This is a genomic window from Nocardioides immobilis, from assembly GCF_003515065.1.
GTDB lineage: Bacteria > Actinomycetota > Actinomycetes > Propionibacteriales > Nocardioidaceae > Nocardioides > Nocardioides immobilis.
Genome location: NZ_QXGH01000011.1, coordinates 126,936 through 143,945, shown reverse-complemented (window position 1 = coordinate 143,945; position 17,010 = coordinate 126,936). Strand labels below are relative to the sequence as shown.

The following is a 17,010-nucleotide window of genomic DNA, read 5'->3' as shown; positions in this document are numbered from 1 at the left end:
CGCCAACCTTGACACTTCGCGCTATTCGGCAGCAGCCCGCCGCAGCGACTCGGAGAGCCGCTCCGCGGCAGCGAGTACGGCGGGGGCGTGCATCCGGCCCGGCTGGCGGGAGAGCCGCTCGAGCGGGCCGGAGACCGACACCGCGGCGATGACCTTGCCGCCGGGGGAGCGGACGGGGGCGGACACGGAGGCCACGCCCTGCTCGCGCTCGCCGACGGACTGCGCCCAGCCCCGGCGCCGGATCGCGGAGAGCTCGGCCGCGGAGAACGCGGCGTTCTGGAGGCCGCGGTGGATGCGGTCCGGGTCGTCCCACGCGAGCAGCACCTGGGCGGCGGAGCCGGCGCGCATGGTCAGCTGCGATCCGACGGGGATCGTGTCGCGCAGGCCGGACGGCCGCTCGGCGGCCGCGACGCACACCCGGTGGTCGCCCTGGCGCCGCCAGAGCTGTGCCGATTCGCCCGTGATGTCGCGCAGCCGCGCGAGCACCGGACCGGCGGTCGCCAGCAGCCGGTCCTCGCCGGCCGCGGCGGAGAGCTCGGCCAGCCGCGGGCCGAGCACGAAGCGCCCCTGCATGTCGCGGGCCACCAGCCGGTGGTGCTCCAGTGCGACCGCCAGGCGGTGCGCTGTCGGACGCGCCAGACCCGTGCCGGCGACCAGGCCGGCCAGGGTGGCGGGCCCGGACTCCAGGGCCGTGAGAACCAGGGCGGCCTTGTCCAGCACGCCCACGCCGCTCGAGTTGTCCATATGGCAAGACTATCGTCTCAGATCATGGGATGCAAGCGTAGGGTTGCTCCAACAAGCCGGAAGGACGATGAGACCCGTCACACCCACCGGCCAGAACCGATCGAGGAGGAGCGAGTCATGGGCAAGACCCTGGCGGAGAAGGTGTGGGACGAGCACGTCGTCCGGTCGACCCCGGGGGAGCCTGACCTCCTCTACATCGATCTCCACCTCATTCACGAGGTGACCAGCCCCCAGGCGTTCGACGGCCTCCGTCTCGCCGGCCGCAAGGTACGACGCCCCGACCTCACCCTCGCGACCGAGGACCACAACGTCCCGACCCTCGACTGGGACAAGCCGATCGCCGACCCGGTGAGCAAGACCCAGGTCGACACGCTGCGCAAGAACGCCGCCGACTTCGGCGTACGACTCCATCCGCTCGGTGACATCGAGCAGGGCATCGTCCACGTCGTCGGCCCGCAGCTGGGTCTCACCCAGCCGGGCATGACGATCGTGTGCGGCGACAGCCACACCAGCACCCACGGTGCGTTCGGCGCGATCGCGTTCGGCATCGGCACCTCCGAGGTCGAGCACGTGCTCGCCACCCAGACCCTGATGCAGGCGAAGCCCAAGACGATGGCGGTGACCGTCAACGGCAGCCTGCCGGACGGCGTCACCGCCAAGGACCTCGTCCTGACCCTGATCGCGCACACCGGCACCGGTGGCGGCCAGGGCTACATCGTCGAGTACCGCGGCGCTGCCATCGAGGAGCTCTCGATGGAGGGCCGGATGACGGTCTGCAACATGTCGATCGAGTGGGGCGCGAAGGCCGGCCTGATCGCTCCCGACCAGACCACGTTCGACTACATCGAGGGCAAGCCCGAGGCGCCCAAGGGCGCCGACTGGGACGCCGCGGTCGCGCACTGGAAGACGCTGGTCACCGACGCGGACGCCGAGTTCGACAAGGAGATCGTGCTGGACGCGTCGACCATGACGCCGTTCGTCACCTGGGGCACCAACCCCGGGCAGGGCGTCCCGCTCGGCGCGAACGTCCCGAGCCCCGACGACTTCGACGAGCCCAACGACAAGATCGCGACCGAGAAGGCCCTGGAGTACATGGGCCTCGAGGCCGGCACCCCGATGCGCGAGATCAAGGTCGACACGGTCTTCGTCGGCTCCTGCACCAACGGTCGGATCGAGGACCTCCGCCTCGCCGCCGAGATCATCAAGGGCCACAAGGTCGCCGACGGCACCCGGCTGCTCGTCGTGCCGGGCTCGGTCCGGGTCCGCAACCAGGCGATCGAGGAGGGCCTCGACAAGGTCTTCCTCGAGGCCGGCGCGGAATGGCGCGGCGCCGGCTGCTCGATGTGCCTCGGCATGAACCCCGACCAGCTCGCTCCCCAGGAGCGCAGCGCGTCGACGTCCAACCGCAACTTCGAGGGCCGGCAGGGCAAGGGTGGTCGCACCCACCTGGTGTCGATCCCGGTCGCCGCCGCCACCGCGGTCCGCGGCACCCTGTCGTCCCCCGCCGACCTCGAGCCGCAGGAGGCCTGAGCCATGGACAAGTTCACCACCCACACGGGCGTCGGCGTACCGCTCAAGCGCAGCAACGTCGACACCGACCAGATCATCCCGGCCGTCTACCTCAAGCGGGTGACCCGCACCGGGTTCGAGGACGGGCTCTTCGCCGCGTGGCGCAACGACCCGGACTTCGTCCTGAACAAGCCGGAGTACGCCGCCGGCTCGGTGCTCGTCGCCGGCCCCGACTTCGGCACCGGCTCGTCCCGCGAGCACGCCGTCTGGGCGCTGCAGAACTACGGTTTCAAGGTCGTTCTCTCGGCCCGCTTCGCTGACATCTTCCGCGGCAACTCCGGCAAGGCCGGGCTGGTCGCGGCGCAGGTCGACGAGAAGGTCATCCAGGCGCTCTGGGACTACCTCGAGGACAACCCGGGCGGCGAGATCACCGTCGACCTCGAGGCGAAGACGGTCAGCACGCCGGGCGGCGAGGTGCAGGACTCGTTCGACATCGACGACTACACCCGCTGGCGCCTGCTCGAGGGTCTCGACGACATCGGCATCACCCTGGGCCACGACGAGACCATCTCGGCCTACGAGAGCACCCGACCGAGCTGGAAGCCCCAGACCCAGCACGCCTGAGCCCAGGCTTCACACGGCCATCCGGGCGAAGGCGCTGCGGTGGAAGACCAGGGGGGCGCCGGCTGATCCGGCGTCGTCCTGGTCGATGGCGTGGGCGACCGCGTGCAGCAGGAGCAGCACGATGGTGTGGTCGCCCGCCTCGACCTCGCGGTAGATCGAGCAGTCGAACCGCGCCAGGCCCTCGTCGAGGGTGACCGCGCCGGCGTCGGTCACGGTGACCGGGACCTGGTCGAACCGCTGGGCCACGGGACCGGCGAGCTGGCGGCAGACGTCGCCGTGGTGCTCGGCGAGCACGGTCAGGCCGAGCCGGGCGGCGCGGCGCAGGTCGGGCCAGGTCTTCGAGGTGTTGGCGACGGAGACGGAGACCAGCGGCGGGTCCAGGCTGACCGACGTGAACGAGCTCGCGGCGAGCCCGACGAGCGCCCCGTCGACCTCGGCCGCGACGGCGACCACGCCGCTCGGGAAGCTGCCGAACGCCGCGCGCAGCCGCGCCTGGTCGAGGTCCTGGTTGGTGGTGAGCGTGATCGGCGCGGTCACGGTCATGCGGTTGCTCCTCGGGGCAGGGTGAGCAGGGCGGAGATCGCGGGGCGGGCGCTGGCGAGCCACTCGGCATAGGCGGCCGGGTCGTCGTACTCGTTCTCGAGCACGTACAGGCCGGGCGTCGGCACCAGCGCGCCGAGGTGGGTCAGCAGCGGCCGGAGCCCGATGTCCGGAGCCAGCGCGTGGGCCGGCCCGGCCCCGAGCATCAGGGGTACGGCGACCCCGGCGAGCTGCCCGACCGAGAACCGGTCGAGGAACAGCTTGAGCAGGCCGGTGTAGGTGGCCTTGTAGGTCGGGCACGCCACGACCACCAGGTCCGCCCGGCCGACGTCGGCGACGAGGTCGTTGACCGAGGCGGCGCGCCAGCTCACGAGCTCGGCGCCGATCGTCGCGAGGTCGACGACGAGGTCCGGCTCGGCGCCGGTGAGCTCGCGCGCGAGGTACGACGCCGCGGTCAGTGTGCGGCTCCCGGCCTTCGGGTTCCCGACGACCACAGCCGTGGTCGGCCCGGTCACGAGGCAGCCCGTCCGGCGGTGGCGAAGGGGACCGCGGCGTTGTGGTGCCGCTGGGGTCGCGGATCCTTCCAGAGGCCGCGCTCCGCCAGGATCGGCAGCACCCCCTCGCCGAACCAGTAAGCCCCCTCGAGATGGGGATAGGCCGACAGGACGAACTCGTCGATCCCGAGCGCGGCGTACTCCTCGATCCGGTCGGCGACCTCCTCGTGGCTGCCGACGAGTGCGGTCCCGGCCCCGCCGCGCACCAGGCCCATGCCGGCCCACACGTTCGGGTAGACCTCCAGGTTGTCGGCGCTCCCGCCATGGAGGGCGAGCATCCGCCGCTGTCCCTCCGACTCGCTGCGGCGCAGGCCCTCCTGCACGCGCCGGATCGCGTCGTCGGGGATCTGGGCGAGCAGGCGGTCGGCCTCGGTCCAGGCCGCGGTCGTCGTGTCGCGGGTGATCGTGTGCATCCGGATGCCGAACCGGATCGGCCGTTCGTCGCCCCGGCCCTCCTCCACGGCCAGCTTCCGGATCCACGCGATCTTCTCCGCCACCGCGTCCGGCGGCTCGCCCCACGTCAGGTAGACGTCGGCATGTCGCGCCGCCACCCGGCCGGCGGCGGGTGACGAGCCGCCGAAGTAGATCGCCGGCACCGGGTCGGGGATCTGGTCGAGCGAGGCGCCGGTGACGGCGAGGTGCTCGCCGTCGAAGTCGACCGTCTCCCCGGCCCAGAGCCGGCGTACGACTTCCAGGAACTCGTCGCACCGTGCGTAACGGCCGTCCTTGTCCAAGAAGTCGCCGTACATGCGCTGCTCGTGGGGCTCGCCGCCGGTGACGACGTTGAGCAGCAGGCGTCCACCACTGAGGTTCTGGAACGTCCCCGCCATCTGAGCGGCCAGGAACGGCGCGACCAGACCGGGCCGGAAGGCGACGAGGAACTTGAGCCGTTCCGAGGTCTGGCTCAGCATCGCCGTCGACAGCCAGGCGTCCTCGCACCAGGCCCCGGTCGGGGTCAGCGCCGCGTCGAAGCCGTTGTCCTCGGCGGCACGGGCGACCTGGGTCAGGTAGGCGACGTCGCCGGGGCGACCGGAGCGGCCGGGTGAGATCCCGTGGCCACCGCCGACCACGTGCCGGCCGTCCCCGCCGTTGGTCGGGAGGAACCAGTGGAAGTTGAGAGTCATTGCGGTCCTTACAGCTGGCCGTGCCGGGGCGGGAGGGTGCCGTCGATCGCGTAGCGACCGAGGTGCTGGACCTTCCAGGCGGCCGGGTCGTGGAGGGTGTGCGTGCGGGCGTTGCGCCAGTGGCGGTCGAGGACCAGGGAGGCGAGCGCCGACCGGGTGCCACACACCTCGAACAGCCGGCTGCCGGCATCCACCGACGCCGCCGTCGTCGCGGCCCGGGCGGCAGCGACCGCGAGACTGGCTCGCGCGGCCGTCGACTCGTTCAGGTCCTCGTCCGCGCGGTCGACAGCACGGCCGGCCTCGGCGAGCAGTGCCTCGGCGGCGCGGACCTGGACCTCGAGCTCGCCGAACGCGTGCACCACCAGCGGGTCGTCGGCCGCCCGGTCGACGCCGGCGTCGGGATAGGGCCGGCTCCGGGTGGTGACGAACTCGGCCGCGTCCGCCAGCGCGGCGCGGGCGATGCCGGCGTCGATCGCGGCGTGCAGCAGCTGCGCGAACGCCCCGAACGTCTGCGGGCGCTCGAAGGTGAGGTGGTACGGCGTGATCCGGTCGAACGGCACCCGGACCTGCTCGAGTCCCACGGTCCCGCTCGCGGTCGTCCGCTGACCGATCCCGTCCCAGTCGTCGATCACGGTCACGCCGGGCGCATCGCGCTCGACCCAGGCGACGTAGAGCGGGCCGTCGTCGTCGAGGTGGGCGAGCACCGGGATCCAGTGCGCGAAGAGCGCGCCCGTGCAGTAGCCCTTGGTGCCGTCGAGGATCCACTCCGCGGCACGCGCCGGGCCGGCGCCGAGCCGTGGGCCGATCGGGCGCAGCGTCGTCGCGTGGTCACGGGCGTGCTTGCTGCGGATCTCGGACTGGGCGTTGCCGAACCGCGCCCCCTGCCGCACCTCACCGAACAGCAGCTCCTTCTGGGCCGCGGTCCCTTGCTCCCGGAGCACGTTGACGTAGACGAAGTGGCTGTGCGGGATCTGGGCGACGTTGGGGTCGCCGGTGGCGATGAGCCGCACCACCTCGGTGAGCGTCTCGGCGGAGAGGTCGGCTCCGCCGTACTCCCGCGGCACGGTGACGGCCAACAGGCCGGACGCCGAGAGCTCCTCGATCTGCTCGGTCGGCAGGACCCGGCGCCGATCGCGTTCCGCGGCTCCGGCAGCGAACCGGGCTGCGAGGTCGCGTGCGACCTCGACCGCCTTCTTGGGACCCAGCACCGGAACCTCGGGACGGTCGAGTGCGAGCGGCTCGGCGAGCTCGTGGACTTCGTGCAGGGCGGTCATCAGACGCGCTCCAGCTCGGCGGTCTCGAGCTCCCGGACGATCGGGAGCACCTCGCGGCCGAAGTACTCGACGTCCTCGAGGTAGTGCAGGAAGCCGAGCAGGAAGAGGTTCACCCCGCGTCGCTTGTACTCCAGCATCCGGGTCGCGATCTGCTCCGGCGAGCCGATCAGCCCGGTCCGGAAGCCGTCGTTGTACTGCACCAGGTCGGCGAACTCGGAGTCCTGCCACATGCCCTTCTGGTCTCCCGTGCTCTGGCCGGCCTGCTTGACCGCCGACCCGAAGCCTTCGACGGCCTCCCGGTCGGCCTTGTCGACGATCTCCCGCAGTACGTCGCGCGCCTCCCGCTCGGTGTCGCGGCCGATGAAGAAGCCATTGACGCCGAACCTCACGGACCGGCCGTGCACGGTGGCGACGTCGGACACGTCGCGGATCTGCTCGGAGATGCCCTCCGGGGTGTTGCCGTTGGCGAAGTACCAGTCCGACACCCGGCCGGCCATCCCGCGCGCGTCGGTCGAGTTGCCGCCCTGGAAGATCTCGGGGTGCGGCCGGTCCGGCCCGACGACCGGCTTCGGCTTCAGGTCGAAGTCGTGCAGCCGGTAGAAGTCCCCGTTGAGCTCGGCATGCTCGGAGGTCCAGATCTCGCGCACGTAGCGGATGAACTCCTCCGACCGCCGGTAGCGCTCACCGTGCTCGAGCCACGGCTCGCCGAGCTTGGTGAACTCGTCCTTGAACCACCCGCTCACGACGTTGATGGCGGCCCGGCCGCCCGAGATCTGGTCGGCGGTGGCGATCCACTTGGCGAGCACGCCGGGGTGCCAGAGGCCCGGGTGGATGGCGGCAATCACCTTGAGCCGCTCGGTGGCGAGCAGCAGCGCGAGGCTGAAGCTCGTGGACTCGTGCTGGTAGGCGGCGCCGTACGACGCGATGTAGCGCACCTGTGACAGCGCGTAGTCGAACCCGTTGTTCTCCGCGAGCTGGGCGAGCTGCTTGTTGTAGTCGTAGCCCCAGTCGGTGCGCTGCTCGATCTTGCTCACCACGAGTCCGCCGCTGACGTTGGGGACCCAGTAGGCGAACTGCAGCGGGGTGGCGAAGGACTCGGGGTCCACAGGGGGATGGTGACTCATCGTCTGCTCCTCGGCTCGGCGCGTTGTTTGTTCTTTGTATATCAAGTTACTAGAGTTTGAGGTCCACACAAGCAGCGACTGGCAGGTGTCCCGGATCGAACGATCGGGTGGGCCTGTCACCCACGGCGCGCAGCACGAGACAGAGGCGGACGGCATGCGGATCGAACAGCTCGAGTACCTCGCGGCGGTGACCCAGCACGGGTCCTTGCGCCGCGCCAGCGAGAGACTCCATCTCTCCCAGCCGGCGCTGAGCGAGTCGGTGACCAAGCTCGAGCGCGAGCTCAAGGTCACCCTCCTCGACCGGCGACGGTCGGGGGCCCGGATCAGCAGGGAGGGTCGTGAGCTGCTGCCCTACATGGAGGAGGTGCTGGCAGCGGTCAGCCGGCTCCGGGCCGCCGCCGGCGACCAGCGGGTCGATGGGAGGCTGATCCGTCTCGGCACTGTGCACGCCGCGACGGCGACGCTGCTCGTCCCGGCGGTGCGGGCGTTCCAGGCCGGCCGGCCGGCCGCGACGGTCGAGGTGCTCACCCTGCAGCAGGCCCAGATCGACGAGGGTCTCGCCGAGGGCACCCTCGACCTCGGCCTGGTCAACGTGCTCGAGGGCGACGACGCCCCGGCCGGCCTGGTCGGGACGGACCTGCTGCACGGACGGCCGGTCGCCGTGCTCCCGTCCGACCACCCGCTGGCCGCGCAGGCCCAGGTCTCGATCGACGACCTGCGCCGCCAGCGGTTCGTGATGATGCGGGCCGGCTACCTCATGCACCGCTACGTCCACCGGATCTTCGGCACCGAGCTGCCCCGCACCTGCCACAGCACCGACGGCGCCGAGATGGGCAAGGCGCTGGTCGCCGAGGGCCTCGGCGTGACCGTGCTGCCGGACTACAGCGTCGTCGGAGACCCGCTGCACCGCGCGGGACTGATCGTCACCCGGCCGATCGCCGGTGATCCCACGCTGGTCACGCTCGTCGTACGCCAGCGCACCAACCTGCCGGTGTTGCTGCAGGTGCGTGAGCTGCACGCCGCACTGCTGGCGAGGGCGGGGGAGTACCGCGCGGCGCAGGCATCCTGACGCCTGAGGTCGTACGCCGGACCGCCGCGCCGGTCGTCGCGAGATCGGCGAGACGCCCATCGGCAACTTACGATTAACCGCGTGTCCACCTCCTCCGTCGCCGACCCGCCTGTGCCGGCCGACGACGAGGGCGAGGAGCTGCAGGTCGTCGACGACGACCTGCCCGAGGAGGCCGCCGGCAAGGCACCGCACAGGCTCGGTGTCGTCCTCCGGCGCGGAATCCTGGCCTCGTTCCTGGTGGCGATCGTCCTGACCCTCGTCCTCGAGGTGTCGACGCTGTGGATGGGCGACCCGCTCTTCATCCAGGACCAGTTCGTCAACTACGTGGGGTTCTACGTCGACGTCGTGCTGGTCTGGATCATCCTGGTCTTCCTGTGGTCCGTGATCGGCCGGCTGTGGTGGTCGACCGGGCTGCTCGCCGCGGTCGTGATCCCGGTGGCGGCGGCCAACCGGATCAAGATCGACCTCCGTGAGGAGCCGATCTATCCCAGTGACACCGACTTCCTGACGGAGCCGGGCTTCCTCAGCGCGTTCGTCTCGCCGTCCAAGGCGGTGCTGCTCGTCCTCGGCCTCGGCATCCTCATCGCGGGCTGCGTCCTCGTGGGTCGCCTGCTCGGGCGCCGCTACCCACGGCCGTCACTGCGCCGGCTGCCCCGGCAGCAGGCCGTGCGGCTGGGCCTGCTCCGCGTCGGCGTACTCCTGGTGAGCGCCACGCTGCTCTTCCAGACGACCAAGTTCAACGAGCCGGGCAACGTGTGGCGCAAGGCCTACGAGATCCGGGGCGAGCACTGGCGCTACTGGAACCAGAAGACCAACTACCGCAGCAACGGCTTCGGTGGCGGCTTCCTCTACAACATGCCGATCTCGGCGATGGCGAAGCCCGGCGACTACGACGAGGCCGCCATGGAGCAGCTCGCCGATCGCTACACGCAGACCGCGGAGCGCATCAACCGCACCCGCACCGGGAGCCTCGACGACGTCAACGTGGTGCTCGTCCTGAGCGAGTCGTTCACCGACCCCACGCAGCTCGACGGGTTCGACCTCGAGCGCGACCCGATCCCGCAGACCCGCGCAGTGATGCGGGAGACGACGTCCGGCACCATGCTCGCGCAGCTGTTCGGCGGCGGCACGGCCAACATGGAGTTCGAGACGCTGACCGGTGAGTCGATCGCGTTGTTCCGGCCCCAGATGGTCTCGCCGTACCAGATGCTCGTCTCCGACCACGCGAAGTACCCGTCGGCCGTCGGCTGGTTCAAGTCACAGGGCCACAAGGCGATCGCGATCCACCCGTACATGGTGGGCCTCTACAAGCGCGAGCAGGTCTACGAGACCTTCGGCTTCGAGGAGTTCATCCACGACACGTCGATGCAGTCGACCGAGAAGATCGACAGGAACCCCTACATCGACGACCACGCTGCGTTCGACGAGGTCCTGCACCAGATCGACGAGAACGACGATCCGCTGATGATCAACCTCGTCACGATGCAGAACCACATCCCGGTCGACGGCAACTACGAGGACCCCCTCGAGGTGAGTGGCATCGGCGGCGACCAGGCGGACCGGATCGGCCAGTACGCACGGGGTCTCGAGCACAGCGACGCCGCCCTCACCGAGTTCCTCGCCGACCTCGAGGCCAGCGACGAGAAGTCGATCGTGCTGTTCTTCGGTGACCACCTGCCGGGCATCTACGACTCCGAGGTGAAGAACGCCAACACCGACGGGCTGGGGCTCTACCAGACGCCGTTCTTCGTGTGGAGCAGCGAGGGCAACGCGCACCAGCCGATGCCGCTGACCAGCCCGGCGTTCTTCCTTCCGCTCGTCTACCGCGTCGCCGACGCCCCGGTGCCGCCGTACTTCGCACTGCTCGATCGCCTGCACGGCCGCGTGAGTGCCCTGCAGCAGGGCCGCATCATCACCAGCGACGGTGCTGAAACCCCCGAGGATTCGCTGGATCCGAGGTCGGCGCAATTGCTCGGCGACATGCGTCTGGTGCAGTACGACTTCTCGATCGGCGAGCGATATGCCGTCGACGAGCTGTGGCCCGGCGCCGACGACTAGCAGGGCCGCGAAACGTGCTGATGTGACGAAAGTGGCGTCAAAACGGCCAATTCGGCACATATCGAAGAAAAAACCCGCGGCATTCCGCGCGTGGTGATTGTGACGTCGGCCACGAATGCCTAGCGTGCCGGAGAAGGAATCCGGGCGCACGCTCGGTACTCGACGGCCAAGGGGCGGCGATCATGCCGGTCCAGGCGGAAGGACAAGTAGTGAACAAGTCTCAGTTCATCGATGCGCTCGCCGAGCGCTACGACGGGAACCGCAAGGCTGCTGCCCACGCGCTCGACTCCGTGCTCGACACCATCACCCGCCAGGTCGCCAAGGGTGAGAAGGTCGCCATCACCGGCTTCGGTTCGTTCGAGAAGGCAGTGCGCAATGCGCGCTGGGTCCGCAACCCGCAGACCGGCGCCCGAGTCAAGACCAAGAAGAAGGCGGTGCCGAAGTTCAGCGCCGGCGCCGATCTCAAGAACGTCGTCTCCGGTGCCAAGAAGCTTCCGGCACTGAAGAAGGCAACCGCTCCGGCCAAGAAGGCTGCGGCACCCGCAAAGGCAGCGGCCAAGAAGGCCACTGCTCCGGCGAAGGCCGCCGCCAAGAAGGCGACCGCCCCGGCAAAGGCCGCTGCCAAGAAGGCCGCTCCGGCGAAGAAGGCTCCGGCCAAGAAGGCGCCCGCAAAGTCGGCACCGGCGAAGAAGGCTCCGGCGAAGAAGGCACCTGCCAAGAAGGCTCCGGCGAAGAAGGCGCCCGCGAAGAAGGCACCTGCCAAGAAGGCTCCGGCCAAGAAGGCACCTGCGAAGAAGGCGCCCGCGAAGAAGGCTCCGGCCAAGAAGTCCTGAGCTTCCAGATCACCCGCGACGGGCCGTCCTCACCACGAGGGCGGCCCGTCGTTCCTTTCCGGTACGGAGAACGCGCCCGCGGCCAGTGCCGCACGGGTGGCCGGCCCGACCCCCAGTGTCACCGCGGCCTGCAGGCTGACGACGTCGTCGACGTCCTGGCGGAGACCGGGGAGCTCGCCCGGCAGCGGCGACGCTCCGGCGGCCGCATGGGCGGCGGCGGAGTCGACGCCGAAGCGGGGGTCGAAGTCGTCGTACGCCGCGGTGTAGAGCGTGGTGCCGGTGCCCGCGGCATCGGCGACGTACGCCGTACGACCTGCGACGGACGCCAGCGCCGTTGCCAGGTCCTCGGCGCGCAGGGCAGGGAGGTCCGCGCAGAGCGCGACCGGGCGCAGGTCGGGCCAGCGGCGCGCAGCTTCGGCGACCGCCTGGACCAGGGCCTGGTTGAGGCCGTTCTCCCCGTCCGGGCAGGCCTCCGCTCCCAATGCGCTGAGGGTGGACGCGAACCGGGCGTCGTCGGTGGTGACCAGCACCCGCTGGACACCGTCGGTCGCGAGGCACGCCGTCACCGTGTCGATGGCGAATGCCCGGGCGAGCGCGACCCGCTGCTCCGGGGGCACGCCGACCAGCCGCGTCTTGCCCACCCCCGGAGGCTTCACGGGGATCACGACGACGTGCTGTGCAGTATCGACCTTCGGGTCCGCGACCACGTGCCGATCCTGTCAGGTGGGCCCGAGCGGACCGCACCGGTGTCCTGCGCAGTGGCAGAGGTCACGGGCCGGTAGCCTGCGTCCCGTGAGGGTGCGCAAGGTGCAGGAGAAGCGCAGCTGGGCCATCGGCCTGGCGGTCGTGATCATCAAGCCGACGTTGCTTGCGACCACGAAACGCGAGTGGATCGGCGGTGAGGACAACCTCCCCGCGGACCAGGGCTGCGTGATCGCGCTCAACCACCTCTCCCACCTGGACCCGATCACCTCGGCGCTGTTCGTCTACGACCACGGGCGGATCCCGCGCTACCTGGCCAAGGACGGTCTGTTCAAGAACAAGGCGCTCGGCTTCTTCCTGCGCCAGGCGGGCCAGATCCCGGTGCACCGCGAGACGCCCGGTGCTGTCGGTGCCTACGAGTCCGCGGTCGCTGCTGTCAGACGGGGCGAGGCAGTGATCATCTACCCCGAGGCGACGATCACGCGCGACCCCGAGATGTGGCCGATGCGCGGCAAGTCGGGTGCTGCCCGGATCGCCCTGGAGACGGGTTGTCCGGTGATCCCGGTGGGGCAGTGGGGCGCGCAGGAGATCCTGCCGCCGTACACGAAGAAGCCGTTGGTGTTCCCGCGCAAGAAGATCGTCGCCCGCGTCGGGCCGCCGGTGGACCTGGGCGATCTCGCCTCGCGGCAACCGCGCAGCGCCGATGTCATCAACGAGGCCACGGACCGGATCATGGCTGCGATCACCCAGCAGGTGGAGCTGATCCGCAACGAGGAAGCGCCGGACGAGCGCTACGACATGCGGATCCACGGTGACCGCTTCAAGAACCGGAAGAAGGCCTCATGAGCAAGGTTGCGGTGCTGGGAGCGGGCTCCTGGGGTACGGCGTTCTCCATGGTGCTCGCCGACGCCGGCAACGATGTCGTGATCTGGGCCCGCCGGGAGGAGGTCGCCGCCGGGATCCGCGAGCGGCGCGAGAACTCCGACTACCTCCCGGGCATCGAGCTCCCGCGCACGGTCACCGCGACCCACGACCCCGAGCAGGCGCTGCGCGGGGCCGACGTCGTCGTACTGGCGGTGCCGTCGCAGTCGCTGCGCACCAACCTGCAGCCGTTCCTGCCGTTCCTCGAGCCGGACGCCGTCCTGGTGTCGCTGATGAAGGGCATCGAGCTCGGCTCGCTGGAGCGCATGAGCGAGGTGATCCAGGAGGTCGCCGATGTCGACCCCGGCCGGATCGCGGTGGTCAGCGGCCCGAACCTGGCCAAGGAGATCGCCCGCCGGGAGCCGGCCGCCTCGGTCGTCGCGTGCATCGACGAGGACGTCGTCACGATGCTGCAGAAGCGCTGCCACTCGCCGGCGTTCCGTCCCTACACCAGCGTCGACGTGCTCGGCTGCGAGCTGGGCGGTGCCTACAAGAACGTCGTCGCCCTCTGCGTCGGCATGGCCGTCGGGCTGGGTTTCGGCGACAACACCACGGCGTCGCTGATCACCCGCGGCCTCGCCGAGACGGCGCGGCTCGCCATGCGGCTCGGTGCGAACCCGCTCACGCTGATGGGGCTCGCCGGCCTCGGCGACCTGGTCGCCACCTGCTCATCGCCGCTCTCGCGCAACAGGACGTTCGGCGAGAAGCTCGGGCTCGGGCTGACGGTCGAGGAGATCGTGGCGTCGACCCGGCAGGTCGCCGAGGGCGCCAAGTCGTGCTCCTCGATCCGCGCGCTGGCCGAGAAGGCGGGCGTCGAGGCCCCGATCGCCGAGCACGTCGATGAGGTCGTCGCCGGTCGGATGACCACCTCCGAGATGATGGAGGCGTTCATCAGCCGCGATCCGAAGGCCGAGATCGACTAGCCCCTGGGCGTGATGCCCGCCAGCGCCTGCTCCAGGTCGGCCCAGAGGTCCTCGACGTCCTCGATGCCCACGGACAGCCGCACCAGGCCCTCGGGGATGGTCGCGGCCTCGGCCCTCCAGCGGCGTCGACGCTCGAGCGTGGACTCGACGCCGCCGAGGGACGTGGCGTGGACCCACAGCCGTACGTCGTGGGCGAGCAGGTCGGCTGCCGGCGCGCCACCGGCGACCACCGCGGCCACGATCGCGCCGAACCCCGGGTAGCGCACCTCCTCGATCGCAGGGTGCTCGCCGAGGCGTCGGGCGATCTCGGCGGCGTTCGCCTGGGCGCGGTCGAGGCGGACGTGCAGGGTGCGCAGGCCGCGGAGCGCCAGCCAGGTCTCGAACGGGCCGGGGATCGCGCCGACGAGGTCGCGCCGTCCCTTGAGCGCGGCGTGCACCTCGTCGTCGGACACCACCAGGGCGCCGAGCTGGACGTCGCTGTGGCCGGCCAGGTACTTCGTCGCCGAGTGGACGACGATGTCCGCGCCGAGCGCGAGCGGCTGCTGCAGCAGGGGAGTGGCGAACGTGTTGTCGACGACGACGCGCACGCCCAGCTCATGTGCGGCCGCGACGAGGGCGGGGATGTCGGCGAGCTCGAGGGCCGGGTTGGTCGGCGACTCGATCCACAGCAGCGCGCAGTCCTCGTCGTCGTTGATCGCGGCGATCACCGCGTCGGTGTCGGCGATGTCGACCAGCTGGCAGTGCAGCCGCTCCCGCGCCTCGAGGTCGGCGAGCGCCATCACCGTGCCGCTGTAGGCGTGCCGCGGCGCCACCACCCCGCCCCGCAGCCCGACCAGGTCGAGCACCGTCGACGCGGCGGCCATCCCGGACGCGAACGCCAGCGCCCGGCCGCCCTCGAGCGTGCCCAGCACCTCCTCGAACGCCGACCAGGTCGGGTTGCCGTAGCGGCCGTACTCCAGGTCGCCGGTCGCGACGTACGTCGACGCCATCGTGATCGGGGGATTGAGCGGCGCGTCCGGCTCGTGGGCCGGACGTCCTGCCGTCACGGTGATGGTCGCCGGGCGCAGGACGTGAGCAGGCTGGTCATCGGGTTCGGGCATGGGACAACGGTAGGGTCGTCGCCGATGAACGAGCCCACCGGTCGCCGTACCCGTGTCGCCGTCGTCTTCGGCGGCCGCTCCTCCGAACACGCGATCTCGTGCGTCACCGCCGGCAGCGTGCTCAAGGCGCTGGACCGCGATCGCTACGAGGTCATCCCGATCGGCATCGCCCCGGACGGGCGCTGGGTTCTCGAGGCCGACGACCCGGACCGGCACGCCATCAAGGGCCCCGACCAGCTGCCGTCCGTCGATGCCGACCGCGCGCCGGTCACCCTCACCCGCACCGGGAGCGGTGCCGGCCTGGTCGTCAGCGAGCCCGCCGCGCCGCCTCGTGAGCTCGGGGGCGTCGACGTCGTCTTCCCGCTGCTCCACGGCGCGTGGGGCGAGGACGGCACCATCCAGGGGATGTTCGAGATGGCCGGGGTCCGGTACGTCGGGGCCGGGGTGCTCGCGTCCGCCGTCGGGATGGACAAGGCCTACCTGAAGGTGGTGCTGGCCGCGGCGGGGCTTCCGGTGCTGCCGTCCACGATCGTCACCGAGCGGGAGTGGGCGGAGGAGCCGGCGTCGGTCCGGGAGCGGGTGGCCGCGCTCGGCTACCCGGCGTTCGTGAAGCCGGCGCGCGGTGGGTCCAGCATCGGCATCGGCAAGGCCCACACCGCCGACGAGCTCGATGCGGCGATCGAGGGCGCGCTCCGCCACGACCCGAAGGTGCTGGTCGAGGTCTCCGCGGAAGGGGCACGCGAGGTCGAGTGCGGTGTGCTCGAGACGCTCGACGGCGGCGTCGAGACGACCGTGCCGGCCGAGATCCGGATCACCGGCGACCACGAGTTCTACGACTTCGAGGCCAAGTACCTCCCCGAGGAGGCCACCGAGCTCGACGTTCCCGCCGACGTGCCGGAGGAGACCGCTGCCGAGGTGCGGGCGCTGGCGGAGCGGGCGTTCCGAGCCGTCGGGTGCGAGGGGCTGGCGCGGGTCGACTTCTTCCTGATGCCGGACGGGTCGCTGGTGGTGAACGAGCTCAACACGATGCCCGGGTTCACGCCGCTGTCGATGTTCCCTCGGATGTGGGCCGCGAGCGGGCTGGACTACCCGGCCCTCGTCGACCGGCTGGTCTCGCTCGCCCTGCAGCGCGGCACCGGACTGCGCTGAGCTCGGTCAGAGGTCGCAGTCCCCGGCCTCGCGGAGGTGCTCCTGGACCAGAGGTGAGAGCACGGCCATGACCCCGCCCTCGTTGCCGCGGAGCTCCGCCGGCAGCTCCACCTGCACGCGGGGCTCGTGCCACGCCGACGTGATCACGAGGTCGAGGCTGAGGTCGTCGTACTGCTCCGGCGGGATGTACCACGGCACGTCGTTGACGACCTCGCACTGGGCGCCCAGCCCGAACCCGGCGGGCTCGCCGACGCCACAGGTGACGACGACGGGCGGGTCGCCGTAGGCAGCCGCCGGAGCGTCGGACGGCTCGATGTCCACCCGGGACTCGTCGGCAAGGGTGTCCGGCAGCTCGTCGGCGAAGGCGTCGCAGGCGGCCGAGTCCTCGGCGTCGAGGTCGGGTACGTCGACCTCGACGGCTCCGCCGCAGGCCGACAGCAGCAACAGGCCTGCGAGCAGGCCCGCAAGTCGCACGGTCAGATGTGGACGACCGGGCAGGTGAGGGTGCGGGTGATGCCGTCGAGGTTCTGCACCTTGGAGACGACGAGCTTGCCCAGCTCGTCGACGTTGCGGGCCTCGGCGCGCACGATGACGTCGTACGGACCGGTGACGTCCTCGGCGAGCGTGACGCCCTTGACCTCGGCGATCGCCTTGGCGACCTCGGCGGCCTTGCCGACGTCGGTCTGGATCAGGATGTAGGCCTGCACCACCATTGGTTGCACTCCTGGGGGATTGAGGTCGACGGACGGCGACCGTCCGCCA

The 17,010-nt window shown here is 70.7% G+C and carries 18 protein-coding genes; 8 read left to right on the top strand and 10 right to left on the bottom strand.

What is annotated here, in order from left to right; all coding sequences use genetic code 11:
* Nucleotides 1–21 precede the first annotated feature (21 nt).
* Entirely contained in the window at nt 22–744 is a 723-nt protein-coding gene (locus D0Z08_RS06340; RefSeq protein ID WP_109696101.1) for an IclR family transcriptional regulator, read from the bottom strand.
* A 117-nt stretch (nt 745–861) separates the two neighbouring features.
* Here D0Z08_RS06340 and leuC point away from each other — a divergent pair, with 117 nt between their 5' ends.
* Both leuC and leuD read left to right on the top strand, forming a co-directional pair.
* Complete coding sequence (gene leuC / locus D0Z08_RS06335) at nt 862–2,274, top strand: 3-isopropylmalate dehydratase large subunit (protein WP_118923797.1); 1,413 nt, start codon at nt 862–864, stop codon at nt 2,272–2,274.
* A gap of 3 nt (nt 2,275–2,277) precedes the next feature.
* Nucleotides 2,278–2,877: a 3-isopropylmalate dehydratase small subunit gene (gene leuD, locus D0Z08_RS06330; protein WP_118923795.1), complete on the top strand. Its 600-nt coding sequence runs from the start codon at nt 2,278–2,280 to the stop codon at nt 2,875–2,877.
* Nucleotides 2,878–2,886: 9 nt separating this feature from the next.
* Here the strand turns inward: leuD and D0Z08_RS06325 are convergent, their stop codons facing one another.
* Genes D0Z08_RS06325 through sfnG form a run of 5 tightly spaced genes read right to left on the bottom strand, consistent with a single transcriptional unit; the run spans nt 2,887 to nt 7,493 of the window.
* A complete protein-coding gene (locus D0Z08_RS06325) occupies nt 2,887–3,420 on the bottom strand; it encodes a flavin reductase family protein (RefSeq protein WP_118923793.1) in 534 nt (177 codons plus the stop codon).
* Nucleotides 3,417–3,932: an NADPH-dependent FMN reductase gene (locus D0Z08_RS06320; protein WP_118923791.1), complete on the bottom strand. Its 516-nt coding sequence runs from the start codon at nt 3,930–3,932 to the stop codon at nt 3,417–3,419. Before D0Z08_RS06320 ends, D0Z08_RS06325 begins: the two co-directional genes overlap by 4 nt.
* A complete protein-coding gene (locus D0Z08_RS06315; protein ID WP_118923789.1) occupies nt 3,929–5,095 on the bottom strand; it encodes an LLM class flavin-dependent oxidoreductase in 1,167 nt (388 codons plus the stop codon). Before D0Z08_RS06315 ends, D0Z08_RS06320 begins: the two co-directional genes overlap by 4 nt.
* A gap of 8 nt (nt 5,096–5,103) precedes the next feature.
* On the bottom strand, nt 5,104–6,369 hold the full coding sequence (locus D0Z08_RS06310; RefSeq protein WP_118923787.1) for an SfnB family sulfur acquisition oxidoreductase: 1,266 nt from the start codon (nt 6,367–6,369) through the stop codon (nt 5,104–5,106).
* Entirely contained in the window at nt 6,369–7,493 is a 1,125-nt protein-coding gene (gene sfnG, locus D0Z08_RS06305) for a dimethylsulfone monooxygenase SfnG (RefSeq protein WP_118923785.1), read from the bottom strand. The genes D0Z08_RS06310 and sfnG overlap by 1 nt, the downstream gene beginning before the upstream one ends.
* A gap of 154 nt (nt 7,494–7,647) precedes the next feature.
* Here sfnG and D0Z08_RS06300 point away from each other — a divergent pair, with 154 nt between their 5' ends.
* The 3 genes from D0Z08_RS06300 (at nt 7,648) to D0Z08_RS06290 (ending at nt 11,453) form a co-directional block, all read left to right on the top strand.
* A complete protein-coding gene (locus D0Z08_RS06300; protein WP_118923783.1) occupies nt 7,648–8,562 on the top strand; it encodes a LysR family transcriptional regulator in 915 nt (304 codons plus the stop codon).
* 81 nt (nt 8,563–8,643) lie between these two features.
* The gene (locus D0Z08_RS06295; protein ID WP_118923781.1) at nt 8,644–10,620 is read left to right on the top strand and encodes an LTA synthase family protein; all 1,977 of its coding nucleotides are present in this window, start codon (nt 8,644–8,646) and stop codon (nt 10,618–10,620) included.
* Between the two features lie 209 nt (nt 10,621–10,829).
* Complete coding sequence (locus D0Z08_RS06290; protein WP_118923779.1) at nt 10,830–11,453, top strand: HU family DNA-binding protein; 624 nt, start codon at nt 10,830–10,832, stop codon at nt 11,451–11,453.
* Between the two features lie 29 nt (nt 11,454–11,482).
* Here D0Z08_RS06290 and cofC read toward each other — a convergent pair whose 3' ends face one another.
* Nucleotides 11,483–12,160: a 2-phospho-L-lactate guanylyltransferase gene (gene cofC, locus D0Z08_RS06285; RefSeq protein ID WP_118924145.1), complete on the bottom strand. Its 678-nt coding sequence runs from the start codon at nt 12,158–12,160 to the stop codon at nt 11,483–11,485.
* 85 nt (nt 12,161–12,245) lie between these two features.
* Between cofC and D0Z08_RS06280 the strand changes: the two genes are divergently transcribed.
* Nucleotides 12,246–13,001: a lysophospholipid acyltransferase family protein gene (locus D0Z08_RS06280; protein WP_182481212.1), complete on the top strand. Its 756-nt coding sequence runs from the start codon at nt 12,246–12,248 to the stop codon at nt 12,999–13,001.
* Nucleotides 12,998–13,999, top strand: coding sequence for an NAD(P)H-dependent glycerol-3-phosphate dehydrogenase (locus tag D0Z08_RS06275; protein WP_118923777.1), 1,002 nt, complete (start codon nt 12,998–13,000; stop codon nt 13,997–13,999). The genes D0Z08_RS06280 and D0Z08_RS06275 overlap by 4 nt, the downstream gene beginning before the upstream one ends.
* Here the strand turns inward: D0Z08_RS06275 and D0Z08_RS06270 are convergent.
* A complete protein-coding gene (locus D0Z08_RS06270) occupies nt 13,996–15,099 on the bottom strand; it encodes a trans-sulfuration enzyme family protein (RefSeq protein WP_118923775.1) in 1,104 nt (367 codons plus the stop codon). The two genes, D0Z08_RS06275 and D0Z08_RS06270, sit on opposite strands and share 4 nt — an antisense overlap.
* A 24-nt stretch (nt 15,100–15,123) precedes the next feature.
* Here D0Z08_RS06270 and D0Z08_RS06265 point away from each other — a divergent pair, with 24 nt between their 5' ends.
* Entirely contained in the window at nt 15,124–16,248 is a 1,125-nt protein-coding gene (locus D0Z08_RS06265; RefSeq protein WP_118923773.1) for a D-alanine--D-alanine ligase family protein, read from the top strand.
* A gap of 6 nt (nt 16,249–16,254) precedes the next feature.
* Here the strand turns inward: D0Z08_RS06265 and D0Z08_RS06260 are convergent, their stop codons facing one another.
* Together D0Z08_RS06260 and D0Z08_RS06255 are read right to left on the bottom strand one after the other, a co-directional pair.
* A complete protein-coding gene (locus D0Z08_RS06260) occupies nt 16,255–16,722 on the bottom strand; it encodes a DUF3515 family protein (protein WP_182481189.1) in 468 nt (155 codons plus the stop codon).
* A gap of 2 nt (nt 16,723–16,724) precedes the next feature.
* Nucleotides 16,725–16,961: an Lrp/AsnC family transcriptional regulator gene (locus D0Z08_RS06255; RefSeq protein ID WP_118923769.1), complete on the bottom strand. Its 237-nt coding sequence runs from the start codon at nt 16,959–16,961 to the stop codon at nt 16,725–16,727.
* Nucleotides 16,962–17,010: the final 49 nt, after the last annotated feature.

What these genes read in the sequence shown, in the direction of transcription:
- D0Z08_RS06340 (WP_109696101.1), bottom strand. Translation starts at nt 744, where the DNA reads ATGGACAACTCGAGCGGCGTGGGCGTGCTGGACAAGGCCGCCCTGGTT.
- D0Z08_RS06270 (WP_118923775.1), bottom strand. Translation starts at nt 15,099, where the DNA reads ATGCCCGAACCCGATGACCAGCCTGCTCACGTCCTGCGCCCGGCGACC.
- leuD (WP_118923795.1), top strand. Translation starts at nt 2,278, where the DNA reads ATGGACAAGTTCACCACCCACACGGGCGTCGGCGTACCGCTCAAGCGC.
- D0Z08_RS06315 (WP_118923789.1), bottom strand. Translation starts at nt 5,095, where the DNA reads ATGACTCTCAACTTCCACTGGTTCCTCCCGACCAACGGCGGGGACGGC.
- sfnG (WP_118923785.1), bottom strand. Translation starts at nt 7,493, where the DNA reads ATGAGTCACCATCCCCCTGTGGACCCCGAGTCCTTCGCCACCCCGCTG.
- D0Z08_RS06265 (WP_118923773.1), top strand. Translation starts at nt 15,124, where the DNA reads ATGAACGAGCCCACCGGTCGCCGTACCCGTGTCGCCGTCGTCTTCGGC.
- D0Z08_RS06325 (WP_118923793.1), bottom strand. Translation starts at nt 3,420, where the DNA reads ATGACCGTGACCGCGCCGATCACGCTCACCACCAACCAGGACCTCGAC.
- D0Z08_RS06275 (WP_118923777.1), top strand. Translation starts at nt 12,998, where the DNA reads ATGAGCAAGGTTGCGGTGCTGGGAGCGGGCTCCTGGGGTACGGCGTTC.
- D0Z08_RS06310 (WP_118923787.1), bottom strand. Translation starts at nt 6,369, where the DNA reads ATGACCGCCCTGCACGAAGTCCACGAGCTCGCCGAGCCGCTCGCACTC.
- leuC (WP_118923797.1), top strand. Translation starts at nt 862, where the DNA reads ATGGGCAAGACCCTGGCGGAGAAGGTGTGGGACGAGCACGTCGTCCGG.
- D0Z08_RS06300 (WP_118923783.1), top strand. Translation starts at nt 7,648, where the DNA reads ATGCGGATCGAACAGCTCGAGTACCTCGCGGCGGTGACCCAGCACGGG.
- D0Z08_RS06255 (WP_118923769.1), bottom strand. Translation starts at nt 16,961, where the DNA reads ATGGTGGTGCAGGCCTACATCCTGATCCAGACCGACGTCGGCAAGGCC.